Source organism: Virgibacillus sp. 6R (genome assembly GCF_001895305.1).
GTDB classification, from domain to species: Bacteria; Bacillota; Bacilli; order Bacillales; family Amphibacillaceae; genus Virgibacillus; species Virgibacillus pantothenticus.
Window position 1 is genome coordinate 330,638 of sequence record NZ_CP017762.1, and the last position, 16,024, is coordinate 346,661.

At 38.3% G+C, this 16,024-nt stretch carries 14 protein-coding genes and 1 other annotated feature; of the genes, 4 read left to right on the top strand and 10 right to left on the bottom strand.

Annotated elements, in window-relative coordinates:
• Positions 1-112 precede the first annotated feature (112 nt).
• The 5 genes from minD to BKP57_RS01635 all read right to left on the bottom strand — a co-directional run bounded on the left by minD (position 113) and on the right by BKP57_RS01635 (position 4,257).
• Positions 113-913: a septum site-determining protein MinD gene (minD, locus tag BKP57_RS01615; protein ID WP_050353198.1), complete on the bottom strand. Its 801-nt coding sequence runs from the start codon at positions 911-913 to the stop codon at positions 113-115.
• The gene (gene minC / locus BKP57_RS01620; protein WP_199689931.1) at positions 906-1,595 is read right to left on the bottom strand and encodes a septum site-determining protein MinC; all 690 of its coding nucleotides are present in this window, start codon (positions 1,593-1,595) and stop codon (positions 906-908) included. The genes minD and minC overlap by 8 nt, the downstream gene beginning before the upstream one ends.
• 185 nt (positions 1,596-1,780) lie before the next feature.
• Positions 1,781-2,320, bottom strand: a complete 540-nt coding sequence (gene mreD / locus BKP57_RS01625) for a rod shape-determining protein MreD (RefSeq protein ID WP_050353199.1) — start codon at positions 2,318-2,320, stop codon at positions 1,781-1,783.
• Positions 2,320-3,204 carry a rod shape-determining protein MreC gene (gene mreC / locus BKP57_RS01630; RefSeq protein ID WP_050353200.1) on the bottom strand — a complete coding sequence of 295 codons (885 nt, stop codon included), beginning with the start codon at positions 3,202-3,204 and terminating at the stop codon, positions 2,320-2,322. Before mreC ends, mreD begins: the two co-directional genes overlap by 1 nt.
• A 12-nt stretch (positions 3,205-3,216) precedes the next feature.
• Positions 3,217-4,257, bottom strand: coding sequence for a rod shape-determining protein (locus BKP57_RS01635; RefSeq protein ID WP_050353201.1), 1,041 nt, complete (start codon positions 4,255-4,257; stop codon positions 3,217-3,219).
• A 241-nt stretch (positions 4,258-4,498) separates the two neighbouring features.
• On the opposite strand from BKP57_RS01635, the gene BKP57_RS01640 reads away from it, so the two are divergent.
• On the top strand, positions 4,499-4,714 hold the full coding sequence (locus BKP57_RS01640) for a hypothetical protein (RefSeq protein WP_072740907.1): 216 nt from the start codon (positions 4,499-4,501) through the stop codon (positions 4,712-4,714).
• 279 nt (positions 4,715-4,993) lie between these two features.
• Here BKP57_RS01640 and radC read toward each other — a convergent pair whose 3' ends face one another.
• From radC to BKP57_RS01655, 3 genes are all read right to left on the bottom strand, one after another.
• Entirely contained in the window at positions 4,994-5,683 is a 690-nt protein-coding gene (radC, locus tag BKP57_RS01645; RefSeq protein WP_050353203.1) for a RadC family protein, read from the bottom strand.
• A gap of 836 nt (positions 5,684-6,519) precedes the next feature.
• Entirely contained in the window at positions 6,520-7,407 is an 888-nt protein-coding gene (locus BKP57_RS01650; RefSeq protein WP_050353204.1) for an SPOR domain-containing protein, read from the bottom strand.
• A 614-nt stretch (positions 7,408-8,021) separates the two neighbouring features.
• Positions 8,022-9,290, bottom strand: coding sequence for a bifunctional folylpolyglutamate synthase/dihydrofolate synthase (locus BKP57_RS01655; RefSeq protein ID WP_072742350.1), 1,269 nt, complete (start codon positions 9,288-9,290; stop codon positions 8,022-8,024).
• Between the two features lie 219 nt (positions 9,291-9,509).
• Here BKP57_RS01655 and BKP57_RS01660 point away from each other — a divergent pair, with 219 nt between their 5' ends.
• Positions 9,510-10,418 (top strand): ATP-grasp domain-containing protein, encoded by a 909-nt coding sequence (locus tag BKP57_RS01660; RefSeq protein ID WP_050353206.1) that lies wholly within the window; start codon positions 9,510-9,512, stop codon positions 10,416-10,418.
• Entirely contained in the window at positions 10,411-11,280 is an 870-nt protein-coding gene (locus BKP57_RS01665; protein WP_050353207.1) for an ATP-grasp domain-containing protein, read from the top strand. Before BKP57_RS01660 ends, BKP57_RS01665 begins: the two co-directional genes overlap by 8 nt.
• Positions 11,281-11,561: 281 nt before the next feature.
• Here the strand turns inward: BKP57_RS01665 and BKP57_RS01670 are convergent, their stop codons facing one another.
• Positions 11,562-14,210 carry a valine--tRNA ligase gene (locus tag BKP57_RS01670; RefSeq protein ID WP_050353208.1) on the bottom strand — a complete coding sequence of 883 codons (2,649 nt, stop codon included), beginning with the start codon at positions 14,208-14,210 and terminating at the stop codon, positions 11,562-11,564.
• A 71-nt stretch (positions 14,211-14,281) separates the two neighbouring features.
• Positions 14,282-14,588, bottom strand: a binding site (T-box leader).
• A gap of 219 nt (positions 14,589-14,807) precedes the next feature.
• Between BKP57_RS01670 and BKP57_RS01675 the strand changes: the two genes are divergently transcribed.
• Positions 14,808-14,996, top strand: a complete 189-nt coding sequence (locus BKP57_RS01675) for a hypothetical protein (protein ID WP_050353209.1) — start codon at positions 14,808-14,810, stop codon at positions 14,994-14,996.
• Here BKP57_RS01675 and BKP57_RS01680 read toward each other — a convergent pair.
• On the bottom strand, positions 14,993-16,009 hold the full coding sequence (locus BKP57_RS01680; protein ID WP_050353210.1) for a protein kinase family protein: 1,017 nt from the start codon (positions 16,007-16,009) through the stop codon (positions 14,993-14,995). The genes BKP57_RS01675 and BKP57_RS01680 overlap by 4 nt on opposite strands.
• Positions 16,010-16,024 lie beyond the last annotated feature (15 nt).

The window sequence follows — 16,024 nt, forward strand, 5'->3', positions numbered from 1 at the left end:
CTCGGTTATTTCGTTATCCCCAAGCACCTAATTTTATCGTTTCCTATACATAAAAAAAGCAGGAATCCCCTGCTTTTACTACGTGGTAGTATAATGTAATAATGCAATCCATCTAAGAGCGCATCCCAAAAAATTGCTTAATCTTATGCATCATTCCTTTTTCTGTATCTAACGATTGTAAAGGAACCGTTTCACCGAGAATTCTTCTTGCAATATTGCGATAAGCTATCGAAGCTTTGGAACTTGGTTTATATGCCACTGGTTCTCCTTTATTGGAAGCTTTAATAACTTCATCATCATCAATCACAATACCAATTAGATCAACAGATAAAATTTGCAATACTTCATCGATATCCAGCATATCCCCATTTTTCATCATATGGTTGCGAATCCGATTAATAACTAGGCGAGGAGGCTCTTCCATCTCTTCTTTTTCCAGTAACCCAATTATACGATCAGCATCTCTTACACTTGACTTTTCCGGTGTAGTAACAACAATTGCCTTATCAGCGCCTGCAATCGCATTTTGAAATCCTTGTTCAATACCGGCTGGACAATCGATAATAATATAATCGTATTCCTGTTTAAGTTCAGCAATAATCCGTTGCATTCCATCAGATGTTACTGACGTTTTATCACTCGTTTGTGCTGCTGGTAATAAGGATAAGTAATCAAAACGTTTGTCTTTTATTAGTGCTTGTTTCAGCTTACATCTTTCTTCAATAACATCAACAATATCATAGATAATCCGGTTTTCCAGTCCCATGACTACATCAAGGTTCCTTAATCCAATATCTGTATCTATTAAACAAACTTTTTTATCCATTAACGCCAACGCAGTACCAATATTGGCAGTAGTCGTTGTTTTACCAACCCCACCTTTTCCAGATGTAATAACGATCGCTTCACCCATTTAGCATTCTCCTTTCGAACCTGTTTATCTCTCTTCGTCTCTGTGAAAGAACCTGGAGCCGATCAATAATTATCTTATCCTTCTCTTCATCGACTAATCCACATTCCATGTACACACCATCAGATTCATAATCTGGAGCACGACTTATATAATGTGCAATTCTTAATTGCATCGGGTTCATATAAGATGCAACTATAAATGCTTGTTTGTCTCCATCAATTCCTGCATGAGCAATACCTCGTAGATTTCCCATGATAAAAATATTGCCTGTCGCAGTTACCTTTCCCCCAGGATTTACATCACCAATCAGTAATAAATCACCTGTTATATGTAGAACTTGTCCAGAACGCACAATTCGATTCATTGCTTTAATCTCACTATTTTCCTGCCACTTGCGGACTTCTTCCCGAGGAACGACATCAGATTCAATCGTTTGAATGGTGAAGCGATTTTCAGCGGTAATTATTTTTTTTAATAGGCTCATTTGGTCATCTTTTAAAAATCGATAGCCTAATTTTACTCTTACAGCTACAACTGGCTCCGTATTTGCAGGCCTGCTTTCATTCATTTTGTATTCCAGTTCCTGTATAGCCTTATCAAACGAACATGTATCGTCAATAAATAACGTGAGCCCATCTTTTGTACCTTTCATTGTGATTAATTGCTTTTTATCTTGTGTCACACGTCCACCTCATTCTATACATTCGAAAGCTTGGAAGATTCCTTCAATAAAATGTAACAAACAACTTTACGCTTATGAAGTTGTTCTTCAAAAAGGGAGAGGAATAGAATGAATTTCTAAATAATGTCATTGCATACGACTATAAAACACAATCTATCCACTTCCTCCACTTTTCGAATCACATCTTAAAATGTATTTCCTTTAGTTATTTGATCTTTTCCCCAGTCTGTCAGTTTTTTAGCAAAAAATGGGTATAAAAGGAGCAAGAATACCAAATTTGACCCTACTGTTGGCAATAAACGGCTGGTGAAGTAATCACTCCAAGCGGTATCGGTTATACCAACTACCGTGTAAATGAGATAAATCAGCATATCACTAACTACCAACCCAACAACACCTAATAAAGCCACTACTAAAATATTTCCATGCAGTAACTTTTTTAATCCATAGATCAGATAAATCGTACATGCATACGAAAACATATAAACACCTAGTAAATTCGTATAAACCATATCTATCAGTAAACCAAATATCAATGCATACAACACAGAGAAATGCGTCCTGTCATTGTCATAGAATACTGCTATAAAAATAAGAAACACGAACACCCAATGCGAAACAATTAACAAATCTGTTTTTAATAAGCTTACAGGAAGTAGTTCCAGTGCAACACCTTCCAAAACCAAGATAAGTAGAAGGATAAGAGGCAAGTAAAAGCGTTTCATTACTCGCCCTCCTCTTCTTCACTTTCTTGATTTGCATCTGTCTGCACAGCACGATCAACCACAATTACTTGGTTAATTTCGTACATGTCAGCAGATGGCTTTACCAAAGCCGTTTTTGTTAAACCATACTTATCTGGAACTACTTCTTGTACTTTTCCAATAGGAAGTTCTGCTGGGAATACGCCTCCCATCCCAGAGGAAACGATCAGTTCATCTTTCTTTATATCTTTTTTAGATTCTTCAATTATACGAAATATAAGATGTTTACTCTCTTTATCATATCCTTCAATCATACCGACAATATTATCGCCTTTTCGATTGATTTTTCCGGAGATTCGATTGAATTGATCAAAGCCAGTAAGCAGCTGAACAGTAGCAGAATTCTTCGATGGGGTCATCACTTTCCCCACCATTCCTTCAGCTGTAATGACTGCCATATTCTTTTTAATTCCATCATTTTTCCCTTTATTTATTGTAATTTGTTCCAACCATCGTTCTGGCGACCTTGAAATCACCGTTGCTTGAATCGACTTATAGTTACGCATTGAATCTGACTCTGTAAGTTCAAGATTATTTCTCAATTCTTCATTCTCTTCTTTTAATTCTTGAACTTCATAAATCAGACCTTTATATTCGGCAAGTTTCTCTTTTAATAACCTATTTTCCTTGTACGTATCTTTAAAATCTCCAATGTTTCCAGTAATATCTGTCACTAAATTTACCGGAGCATGAATGATACTTTGTGCCAAACCGACCGTATCATCGACTATTTCTTCTACAATTGTTAGTTCTTCCCGATCCCTTAAAGAAAAACCAATTAAAGCTACCAGTAAGATAAAGCCAATTAACAGTATGAACAATCGCTTTTTACGTAAAAAAGACATATTAACACCCGCTTATTCTACTGTAGGACGTGATGACACATACGGATGGGATCGGAAATGCTGCATGTATTCCAGCGATTTACCAGTGCCAATGGCTACACTTTCCAATGGATTTTCCGTAATGAAAACAGGCATCTTCGTTTCATCACTAATTACCTGATCAATATTTTTTAATAAAGCTCCTCCACCAGATAAAACAATACCACGATCCATAATATCTGCGGCAAGTTCTGGTGGTGTTTTCTCTAAAGTGTTTTTTACTGCTTCAATAATGGAATCTACGGTATCCTTTAACGAATTAGCAATTTCTTCTGCAGTAATGGTAATCGTTTTTGGCAGCCCCGTTAGGAGATCTCTTCCTCGTATATCAATTTCCTCATTTACATCCACTTTGCCAGCCGTTCCAACTTCCAATTTAATGGATTCTGCCGTTCGTTCACCGATCATTAAACTGTAATGTTTACGAATATATTGAGCAATCGCTTCATCCATATTATCGCCAGCCGTTCGAACAGAACGGCTGGTTACTACACCACCTAGAGAAATGACTGCAACTTCTGTTGTACCGCCACCAATATCTACGATCATGCTTCCAGTCGGTTCCCAAACCGGCAGTCCTGCTCCGATAGCAGCTGCGAATGGTTCAGAAATTGGAAAAGCCTCTTTCGCCCCTGCCTGCTTCGTAGCATCGATGACAGCTCTCTCCTCAACCATCGTAATTCCAGAAGGTACACATACCATTACACTCGGTTTCTTCGCAAAATAAGAACGATTTTTCATCGCTTTATTAATATAGTATTTCATCATTGCAGCTGTTGTATCATAATCAGCGATGACCCCATCTTTCATTGGACGAATAACGGTAATATTTCCTGGAGTTCGTCCAATCATATTACGCGCTGAACTTCCGACTGCTTCAATATCCCCTGTCCTTGTGTTTGTAGCTACTACAGTAGGTTCACTCACAACGACACCTTTACCTTTTACAAATACAAGTGTGTTTGCTGTACCTAAATCTATACCTAAATCCTGAGAAAAATTAAACAATCCCAAAAAAATCTCCCTTTCCGGTTTGCATACATATCAATGTTATGTAGCTATTTCTTATGATATTTTTAATTATCTCTTTTTCCTGTCAAAAAGTAAAATAATTGTCTTTTATAGCATGCGCTTCATGCATACAAATATAAGCGTAACAAGCGCCACTTTCCTCAGCTTTACTGAAAAATGGCGCTACCTTAATTTCTCGTCTATATAATTATACGAAAAAAAATGGAAAATAGATAGTGTTTATATGAGTTTTTTGTATGATAAAAGGAAAGAAGGGAGATTGAATTTATTAAAAGTATTAAAAACTAGCCTAGCCATCATTATTATGACCGATGCAATTTATATGTTACGTACTGATAACTTTGAGTTTATCTCTTACTATACACTTTTATTAAGTGTCTTTATATTAGTGACAGGAGCCGACGAATGTAAAGAAGGAAGAAAAGGTATGGGTACTTAATGGTAGCTGTTGCTTTAGTTTGTTTCTTCGTTGCTTTACAATGAGCTAACCTAAAGTATTGAGTCCGCAACAAAAGTACTTTCATCCTGGTTGAAAAGTCCCGTAAGCCCCGTACTTCGGTGAGACAGAATAGTTTCCAATAAATTCAAACGGGGAAACGGGAGCTAAATCCCGATTCGTTCAGGGCATTTAGGTCATCCCCCTTCTTGCAGTAACTATCCATGTTGATTTTTTTATGGAACAGAGCTTCCTTCTACCATTTAATACATAGAATCTTTTTTACAAATAGCCTTTTTCTTTTAAAGATACATAGTTTCGGTTACCGATGATTAAATGATCGATCAACTCAATGCCAATCATTTTGCCTGATTCCACTAATCTTCTTGTTACATAAATATCTTCTTGAGAAGGTGTAGGATCGCCAGAAGGATGATTATGAGCGACAATAACGGAGGCGGCAGAGCGTTTAACGGCTTCACGATATACTTCCCGAGGGTGAACAATAGAAGCATTCAAACTACCTATAAAAATGGTTTGCCGATGAATAATCTGATTTTTCGTATTTAAAAACAAAGCCACAAAATGTTCTTGGTTTAATGACCGCAGCTCTTCCATTACATAGTCTGCGCCATCTTCAGGAGAGCGAATGACATAACGTTCTTCAGGTTGAAAACCATTCATTCGCTTTCCCAGTTCCATTGCAGCCAATATTAATACACCTTTTGCCGTACCAATCCCTTTGATAGCTGTTAATTCTTCAATTGTCGCATCATTTAGAAGTTTTAAACCCTCAAAATGCATTAATAATCGGTTGGCTAGAGAAATAACCGATTCCTCTCTTGTGCCACTGCCAAGAATGATTGCTAACAATTCTGCGTTCGACACATGTGCAGGACCATTCTTTAGCAACCTTTCTCTGGGTCGATCATCTTTTGGTACATCTTTTATCATAATTGGTGGAGTAGTCATACAGATCCCCCTTTTTTGTAAGATACAATCATCTTACATAGGAACCTATTTTGATACAAATCGTTAATTGTGAGAAAACACCCTAATATAGCCCAACAAAACTTGTTTTTCACTATAGAAAAATAGTGATATATGGCAGTATTGTTGATTAATAATGCTTTTATCGTTCACTAGAGGATGTTAAAAATTTTGTAACTTGAAAGATCAATGTTTTACAAACATAATAGTATTAAAATCAACCTTCATTAATAGAAATATTAGAAAAACTTGGCTTGTCGCCATGTCTTATGGCGGAAGCCTTTGTTCTTCTTATACTATAAACAAGAAATCTTATACTTTCCTATAGTGGAACAAAGGTTAAAATTTCAACTTCCCCTATAGTGAATCTTCAATCAGTGGGGGTTCTCATTCATCCCTTACTGATTAATTAGTACCGTAATGGTATGACCTAAAGACCCCTTAAAAATAGGGTATTTAGTTGCTGTTATCTCCCGCTTAGACTTGTTGCAGTACAGATTATCCAACTCCTGAAGTAGGAGTCTTACAGCACCTTACATTCGGGGTAAAAAGAGAAACACTTTTTTGCTTACCAGGTGTCGCTGACACAGCTTTCCTAATTCCTAAAAAAGAAAAACGCTCCTTTCTGCGTGTTAGACCTGCTACGATCAATAGCTACCTGCTTGAGAAATGGGGGATTTTGGTGCCGTTATCTTCCATTTCGACTTTTTTGTATCGATTGCAACTCTTGAAGCGGGAGTTTTTACGGCACCTCACATTCGGTGTGAATGCAGAAAAAGGAAACCAAACTTCTATAGCGTTACCTGCTGCTTTATTCATCATTCTGCCAATGCAACAGTTAACTCTTGCCATAAAGATAGTAAATTCGAACCTACAGCTAGAGTGTTTTCATTTTCAGCTTCGATCATAAGTTTGTTTATAGGCTTCGTTAATTCTTTAAACCGATCCGGAGCAGATTTTATGATAGATTTCCATTGTTGCTCTGCTACTTCTCTACGCTCCATCGCTTTCTGCCATGTATCGACAAATTTCTGAAGCCACGCTGCTTCATTTTTCGATAACGCATCCTTATCTAGGTTTACCTTCCATTCTTTCACATAAATCTCTAACCCTGAAGCAGCAGCCTCTGCTTTTAATTGTTTTGCATCATTTTCAGAAGCCGCAGCAGAAATTAACAAAAAATATTGGTTATCTTTTTTCCAAAGCAACGAAGGCAGACCTGCGTCTTTAAATTTTGTCTGCCATGTTTGAGCATTTCCTTTTTCAGAAAATACGCCTCCTTGTAACACAAAAGCATGAAGCATCTCTGAACTTGCTTCACCATCCTCCACAGCACCTTTGTCCTCATCACTTACATTAGCAATAGATGTATTGTTAGCATCTCCATTCGCTTGACGATCTTCATCAATGGTGACAAACATCTTTAGCAGTGTAATTCCTAGTAGTGAACCTATGATGAAAGCTGAAGCAATTGCAATAATTAGTGGTTTAATGCGCGTTATTTTCTTGGTAAAAACATGAAGTAATGAAGTTTCTGATTTGGTGAATCTCTTATACGGTGGAACCTTATCCTCTTCCATGTCCATGAGCGTTGCAGCTTTTTCTTTCTCCGCAGCCGCTTTTTCTTTACTCAATGATTGGTGCAAGGACAGTTTTACTTGCTGACCGTTTTTCCAAACTGTAATTTTACGCTTGTCCTTTTTCACAGTCTAGCCTCCCTGTTAAAGAGTACTATTTTACTCTAGCAAAAGACATGTAAAAAGTAAGACGAAGCGTGTCAGCTTTGTAAGAAATTGTTCAACATAATCTCTTATATTTTTCGTATTAACAAAATCTTGATGGTACTTAGAGTCCGTAACGGAACTGAACAAAGGCACGGGGCGCCCGTTTAGCAACGAAAGCGAATGGAACGAATCAACTAAAGATAAAGGAATCATGCCACTAAAAACAGGGGTATGCCGACGTCGGGTGGCAAGCCCGTTTTTAGTCGGCCTTCCTCTTAGCAACGAACCGATGAGCCCTTATCGTAGAGCAATTTCGGGAAGTCACATCGTTGCTGGGGTCATGCGCCGGACCTGGCTATTCGGTTATTTCGTTATCCCCCACGGTTTGTTAGTGCCGTAATAGTATGACCTAAAGGCTTCGAAATAAGGCATTTAGGTGCTGTTATTTCCACTTAGACTTGTCGCAGTACAGGTTATCTAACTCCTGAAGTGGGAGTCTTACAGCACCTTATATATGAGGTAAAACGAGAAGTGCAGTGTCCTTTTATAAAAGCATGGCGGAATTAGAAAGCAATTGTTGTTTTATAACAATGCCCTTAACGCTTCTTTTTCAGCATGTAAGATCGGACGATGGAAATAAAATAAAGTGAACCTGTAACATAATAAATTATTTCCGGGTTGTCCATCTCACATATTGCTTGTTCCCAGGAATTAACGAATTCAATCGAAGTGTTTTGGTGCTGTTTCAAATCAGATATACCTGCTGCCCTAGGATGGTCAAAAGTTGTTAACTGTATTTTTTGAAACCCGCTCTTTAATTCAGCCAGCATATCATCTATTGCTTTATCTTTAAAAGCCGCAAATAACAGCTGTCGCTCTTGATGTGGAAAATTATTTTCCAATGTTTCCATAAATGCATGTATCCCCGCTGGGTTATGGGCGCCATCAACGATAATGAAGGGCTGTTGTGACACTACCTCAAATCTCCCTTCTAACTGAACACTAAAAAAAGCATCTTGCAACTTATCGGATTGGATAGAAAATCCTTGTTGTTTTAATATTTGTAAGGCCGTCAATGCCAAAGAAGCATTTGCTAATTGATGTTCGCCATACATGGAAAGCTCGAATGAAATCGGATTTGTATTCCGTGCGTTCCATACCATATGATTCCGTAAATTAGCCGATGTGATACGACGATACCAAAAATCAACTCCTAGTTGATAGATAGGAGCTCGTTGCTTGTTTGCTTCTTGAAGCACGACTGTTTTCGCTGCTTGCTGTAAATCCCCAATAACTACAGGAGTCCCATGTTTAATAATACCAGCTTTATGTGAGGCGATCTCAGATATAGTCTGTCCAAGAAACGCTGTATGATCTTTAGCAACAGTTGTAATAATAGATATTATCGGATTCATACAGTTTGTTGTATCTTCTCTTCCACCCATGCCAGCTTCTACAACCGCAATGTCAACATGACTGGCAAAATAGAAAAAGGCAATGGCAGTCAGAATTTCGAACTCCGTTGGATGTTGCTGCTGTTGATCTAACGTCTGTACAGCAGGATAGACAGCTTCCCACACTTTCACAAACTCTTGCTCGGAAATTGGTTCATCATCCACATAAATATACCCACGTATTCCGTATAAGCTTGGCGAAGTGAACGCGCCTACTCGATAACCGCTCGCTTGCAACCCTTGTTTCAAAAATGCAGAAGTAGAACCCTTCCCATTGGTGCCTGCAACATGGATCGCTGATAGCCGGCTTTCAGGATGACCAAGTAACGCGAGTAGCTGCTTCATTCGCTCTAATCCTGGTCTGATTCCAAGCTGACTTCGATGCATGAAAAAAGCTTCTATTTGCTTCATTGTTTGCAATTATGTACAATCCTTTCATGAATAGTTTTTTATTTTCACATCAAGTCCTCGTTCAAAAAACGCAACTAGTTGAGTAACGTATTGAAAAATTATTTCGTAAAAATGGAGTAGATATTCCTCACATATTAAGTTGCTTTACTATTTTTGGACACGGAGCTATTTTTAATAACTGCATGAACGATTATTAGTATAGCAGAAAGGAAAGAAACGATGCACGCAAACGGCTGGATTATTTATAATGATAGTTTACCAGGTAATAAATTTATTGATTTTGCACAATGGTTGGCAAATGCTGCTATTCGCAAAGGAAATCAAGTGAAAATCATATCAAACAGCGATCTTTTATCATTTTTGTCGCACGAAGAACTAACCCTTTTCACTAAAGAGCGACCACTTTCTTTGCCAAACTATGTTGTATTTACAGATAAGGATATTTATTTAGCGAGACAGCTAGAATTACTCGGAGTTAGGGTGTTTAACTCTTCGGAAGCAATCCGTATTAGTGACGACAAAATAGCAACGTATCAGCAATTAGCAATGGCGAAACTTCCTATCCCAGACACCATTATTTACCCTAAAACCTTCGCCCCTCAACCGGTGAAACATCGGATATTAAACGAAGCAATCGGCAAATTAGGTTTTCCGATGATCGTAAAAGAAGCATTTGGCTCTTTTGGGGAACAAGTATACCTTGTCCGCAATGAGCATGACTTAATCGAGAACATCAATAACCTAGGAACGAAGGCTTTTGTTTTGCAAGCATTTATCGCTTCCAGCTACGGCGTAGATTTACGCCTGCATGTGGTTGGAAATCAGGTCGTTGCAGCGATGAAAAGGCAATCAGCGAATGATTTTAGAGCAAATATTACCGCTGGAGGTACCATGGAAGCATATCAACCATCAGAAGCCGAACGGAACCTGGCTATTGCTGCAACTAGGTCCATTGGTGCTGACTTTGCTGGTGTTGACCTGTTAATAGGTGCTGACCAGTCGCCCATTGTATGTGAAATTAATTCCAACGCCCATATTCACAACATGTATGATGCTACTGGAATTAATGTTGCTGATTTTATCATAGACTATATTTTAAGAGAGACTGAAGGGGTAGCAAATGTATAATGGCTGGCTTATTTATAGTAATGAAGATATACAAGCAAACAAAGCTTATATTGATTGGTTTATCGAAGAAGCAGCACTGCAGTCTATCCAATTAGAGCTTGTACGTCGAGAGGATTTAATGATCGGTATTCACGATAAACAACAAGCTGTATTGAGAAATGGAAAAGCGCAAGCTATGCCCGATTTTGCAGTTGTTCGCACAATAGACCCTATGCTTAGCCTTCATTTAGAAAGCTGCAAAATTCTCGTTTTCAACAATTCCCGTATCGCAACTATTTGTAATAACAAAGCGTTGACACACCATGCTGTACATCAACTGCAAATACCAATGGTTGATACGTACTATAGTAAAGCTTCTATTTTGGGAACAACACCTCCTCTACCCTTTCCTTTTGTCATAAAGGACGTCGCAGGAAGAGGGGGCAAACAAGTTTACCTCATAACTAGCGAAAAGGAATATAAAACATGTATACAAAAACTACAAAGACAAGAAGTTATTATCCAAACATGCCCTGTAAAGCCAGGAAAAGACTTGCGTGTCTTTGTTGTTGGAAAAAAGATCGTCGCTTCAGTACTTAGAGAAAGCGATACTGATTTCCGAGCGAACTATAAGCTCGGTGGAAACGCGCGTTTATACAGGTTAAACGAGCAAGAAAAAAATAGCATCCAAACCATCGTTAACGCTTTCGATTTCGGTATGGTTGGTATTGATTTTCTTATTAGTGAGCAAGGAGAATTATTATTTAATGAAATTGAAGATGTCGTCGGGTCTCGCACACTAAGTGCTGTTAGCAATGAAAATATCCTTCGTTTATACGTGGAGCATATAAACAAACAAATACAACTTAAACCGCATCGATAAACGCAGACAAAGTGACTGGAACATAAGCAAATACTATATTGCAAAAGGCGGACAATCCATTGATCCGGCATATAAGTACTGTAAGGCTCCCGCTTCAAGAGTTGGAGAAATCATACTACAGAGATACTTAAATGCCCTATTTCGTAAGCGGACTTTAGGTCATACCATTACAATACTAAAAAAGGAGTAGGGGATGAAAAACCCCCTACTAATGAAAAATTCACTTTATTGTTCATTTTTTAATCAGCTGCTTTAGTTATATCTCATCCTCTTTCATTATTTTACTGGTTTAATTCATTCAGTCTCGCTTGAACTTTAGCTTGTTTATCCAAATAATCTTTTTCCTTTTGTTTTTCTTCATCAACCACAGCCTGTGGGGCTTTATTGATAAACCCTTGATTTGCAAGCTTCTTCTGAACACGTTCTACTTCTTTTGTCCATTTGGTTAATTCTTTTTCCAAACGGGCAATTTCCTTGTCAAAATCAATTAATCCTTCCAATGGCAAAAATAGTTCTACTCCCGTCACCACTGCAGACATCGCTTTTTCAGGGGCTTTAATTTGCCGAGCGATGATTAATTCACTCGTATTACAAAAACGTTCCAGATAATGACGCTCTTCCTCTAATTCTTTAACAATTGCTTCATTCTCTGCTTGAATCAATAGTTTCACTTGCTTGGACATCGGCGTATCTACTTCTGCACGGATATTGCGGACAGCTTTGATAATTGCTACAAGTCGTTTCATTTCACTTGCTGCCTGTTCATCATGAAATTCAGGTCTTTGTTCCGGCCATTTTGCCACCGTAATGGACTCTCCTTGATGCGGTAACTGCTGCCATATTTCTTCAGTAATGAACGGCATAAATGGATGAAGCATACGCATTGTTTGATCTAGGACATAAACGAGCACAGAACGAGTGGTTTGTTTTTCCGCCTCATCGTCTCCATATAACGGTAGCTTAGCCATTTCAATATACCAGTCGCATAGTTCATCCCAAATAAAGTTATACAAATGACGCCCTGCTTCGCCAAATTCATATTTATCATTATTTCTTGTTACATGCTCAATCGTCTCATTTAAGCGAGTTAAGATCCATTTGTCGGCAAGTGACTTCTTTCCTGTCAAGTCGATATCTTCATAGGAAAAGCCTTCTAAGTTCATTAACGAGAAGCGAGATGCATTCCACACTTTATTGGCAAAATTCCAAGTCGCTTCCACCTTTTCCCAATAAAAGCGTAAATCTTGCCCTGGGGTTGAACCGGTGAGTAGAAAATAGCGTAACGAATCCGCACCATATTTATCAATCACATCCATTGGGTCAACGCCATTTCCTAACGATTTGCTCATTTTCCTTCCTTCGGCATCACGAATCAATCCATGTATTAATACATCGTCAAATGGTTTTTGATTGGTAAAATGTTTGGATTGGAAAATCATTCGTGAAACCCAGAAGAAAATGATATCATAACCCGTTACGAGCACTCCAGTTGGAAAATAACGCTGATAATCTTCCGCCTCCGGATCTGGCCATCCCATCGTTGAAAATGGCCATAAAGCTGACGAGAACCACGTATCTAACACATCTTCATCTTGCTCCCAATTTTCGATGTCCTCTGGCGCTTCTTTGCCAACATAAATTTCATTCGTTTGCTTATGATACCAAGCCGGAATTCGGTGCCCCCACCATAACTGACGAGAAATACACCAATCACGAATATTTTCCATCCAATTTAAATACGTTCTTTCAAAACGTTGAGGAACAAAGTTTACCTTGTCTTCAGATGCTTGCAAATCAATCGCAGCGTCTGCAAGTGGCTTCATTTTCACAAACCATTGGGTAGATAGATATGGCTCAACTACAGCGCCGCTTCTTTCCGAGTGGCCAACTTGATGAACATGATCTTCTATCTTAAAGAGTACACCTTGCGCTTTTAAATCATCAACAATTTGTTTTCGGCACGCAAACCGATCTAGACCTTCATAAACCCCTGCGTTTTCGTTCATTGTTCCGTCCTCATGCATAACCAAAACCCGTTCTAAGCTGTGTCTATTACCAACTTCAAAATCGTTCGGGTCATGCGCAGGGGTAATCTTTACAGCCCCGGAACCAAACTCCATATCTACATATTCATCCGCAACGATTGGTAGTTCACGACCGATGATTGGCAGAATTGCTTTTTTTCCTATTAAATGCGCATATCGTTCATCATCTGGATGAACAGCAATTGCCGTATCTCCTAACATCGTCTCTGGACGAGTTGTCGCAATTTCAATTGTCTCGTCACTATCTTTAAGCGGATAGCGCATGTGGTAAAATTTCCCTTGCACTTCCTCATAAATTACTTCTATATCTGATAGAGCTGTTTTTGTTTCTGGGTCCCAATTGATAATATATTCCCCACGATAAATTAAACCTTGTTCATATAATTTAACAAATACTTCTTTTACCGCGTCAGATAGCCCTTCATCAAGAGTGAATCGTTCCCGTGAATAATCTAAGCTAAGCCCCAATTTTTCCCACTGGGAACGAATAAAGCTTGCGTACTCTTCTTTCCATTCCCATGCTTTTTCAAGAAACCTTTCTCTTCCTAGCTCATAACGGTTAGTACCCTGCTCTTTCAATTTTGCTTCGACTTTTGCTTGCGTAGCAATACCGGCATGATCCATACCAGGAAGCCATAACACATCATATCCCTGCATGCGTTTCATTCTCGAGATCGTATCCTGCATTGTCGTATCCCAAGCATGACCTAAATGTAAACGACCCGTTACATTTGGGGGTGGAATTACAATGGAATAGGGTTCCTTTTCCGGGTCATTCTGAGCTTTAAAATAATCCCCTTCCAACCAAAATTGATAGCGGCCCTTTTCTACTTCCTGTGGATTATACTTAGCAGAAAGCGAAGGCTTCGATTCTTGTTCATGCATCACATATTCCTCCTTATTCTCATTCGTTCAAGCATTTTCCTTTTAACAAATTAAAAACCCTCTCCGCCCTAAAAAAGGACGAAAAGGGTATGCTTTCCGTGGTACCACCTTTATTTGTATACGTTATTTGACAATACTATAAAATCCATCTTCAAAAGGACATGCTTCTAGAAGCAAATAAGTATACACACTTCATTTAGTCTGATAACGGTACATCGACCGGCTTCCCTCTACTAAAAGCAATCTTCTTACTGCTTTTGGTTCAAAGGAGCTGTTCATGGGCGACCTTCCAGCATAATCCATCAAGGAAACTTTCAGCCAATGATTTCCATCTCTGCATAACAATTACCCTGTACTCTTCCCACTCTTTACATTTTTTATATTGGATTGAATATCAATTGGAATAGCTTTATTTTATATATAATCCGTGGTCCCGTCAACTTTTTCCTTTTATTATGTGCAAAATTCAATGATTAGCAAGCCATGCTATATTTATCGCTCATCTGGACTTTATAACATAAGGTTTGCACCAAAAGCATCCATTTATACATATAGTATAGTAAAAACGAACATTCTTGTGAAAGGGAGAGGTTGTAAGTGGCAAGATATTACCGCTATCGGCTGCCGCCATGGGCAAGAAATTGTATTATCGTAATTGAAAGATGCACATTACCAGTATTGATTTTTCAATTAATTCGCACCTTGTTTTTCCCAACCACCTTTGATGTTTTTCTTCTTGGAATTCTTGTTGGCGTTTTTATCGCGTTTTATTTGGAATGGATTTAGTCCGTATCATCCAGATCCTCCAAATCAATCGTATCATAAGTTTGATCCACATAGGCAGAAAAATGCAGTCCAAATAATATACGCCGAAATATATGCTGTAGATGAATAATTTGCTCGATCATTGTTGCTTTTGTCTCCTTATGTGCTGTAACACAAGCTAGATAGGCTTGAGGATCCAATAATTGAATGACGAGCAAATACAATTCTTTCTTGGTCAGTTCGTTCTCATCCATATATTTATCGAATCCGTGCATGAACAAATCAATTGGAGCATCATATTCACTTGTTTCTTGTTGAAAAAAAGTTACCAAATCAAAAATAGAATAGTCAAAACTTGCCTTTTCCCAGTTAATCAAATAGAGCTGTGCTTGATGAGTTAACGTATGGGATGTAGTTATATTTTTGTGGCAAAGGCTATAATACCAAGTACTGTTTTCTTCTTGCTCATACAGTAACTGTTCAATTCTTCGTTCAGTTTCTTTTAAACTATAATCCAATTCTTTAAACTGCGTACAAACAAGTAATTCAAATGGAGACATAAAGCGATTTTTTTCATACTGCTCAACCGCAGCCAACAATTCCTGTTGCAATTGCTTGCAATGCTGTTTATAATGCTGAAAAGTACGTTTTAATTGGGCACTTTCCACCATTTGCTGCTGTTTTGTTTTTGCGTGCATCCTCCCAATACTTTGAAATAACTTTTCTATCGTTGGCTGGTCTAACTCGGTTAGCGAATTTCCTTTCCATGGTGTCACATAATAAATGGAATCCCCTTGTACTTCATACAGTTTTCCCTGTTTGGTTAAATAAACTGGTAGAACCAAAGAAAGAAAATCAGTATAAGCTATGTTATAGACCTGTTCCCACATCCCGACTGTTTCTTGCGTTAACCTGCTTTGTTTTAGTGCATATTGTTGGTAGTGGTCTTGCACCTTATAAAGATGCTCCGTCTGTTTTTCTATGTAAAACGGCTGAATAGAATAAGCCTGCAATACTGCTTTTAAGGTATCCATTTCCCTCACCACCTA

Coding starts and splice junctions, on each gene's coding strand:
- minD (WP_050353198.1), bottom strand. CDS start 913: ATGGGTGAAGCGATCGTTATTACATCTGGAAAAGGTGGGGTTGGTAAA.
- mreD (WP_050353199.1), bottom strand. CDS start 2,320: ATGAAACGCTTTTACTTGCCTCTTATCCTTCTACTTATCTTGGTTTTG.
- mreC (WP_050353200.1), bottom strand. CDS start 3,204: ATGTCTTTTTTACGTAAAAAGCGATTGTTCATACTGTTAATTGGCTTT.
- BKP57_RS01640 (WP_072740907.1), top strand. CDS start 4,499: ATGAGTTTTTTGTATGATAAAAGGAAAGAAGGGAGATTGAATTTATTA.
- radC (WP_050353203.1), bottom strand. CDS start 5,683: ATGACTACTCCACCAATTATGATAAAAGATGTACCAAAAGATGATCGA.
- BKP57_RS01655 (WP_072742350.1), bottom strand. CDS start 9,290: ATGAAGCAAATAGAAGCTTTTTTCATGCATCGAAGTCAGCTTGGAATC.
- BKP57_RS01660 (WP_050353206.1), top strand. CDS start 9,510: ATGCACGCAAACGGCTGGATTATTTATAATGATAGTTTACCAGGTAAT.
- BKP57_RS01665 (WP_050353207.1), top strand. CDS start 10,411: ATGTATAATGGCTGGCTTATTTATAGTAATGAAGATATACAAGCAAAC.
- BKP57_RS01670 (WP_050353208.1), bottom strand. CDS start 14,210: ATGCATGAACAAGAATCGAAGCCTTCGCTTTCTGCTAAGTATAATCCA.
- BKP57_RS01680 (WP_050353210.1), bottom strand. CDS start 16,009: ATGGATACCTTAAAAGCAGTATTGCAGGCTTATTCTATTCAGCCGTTT.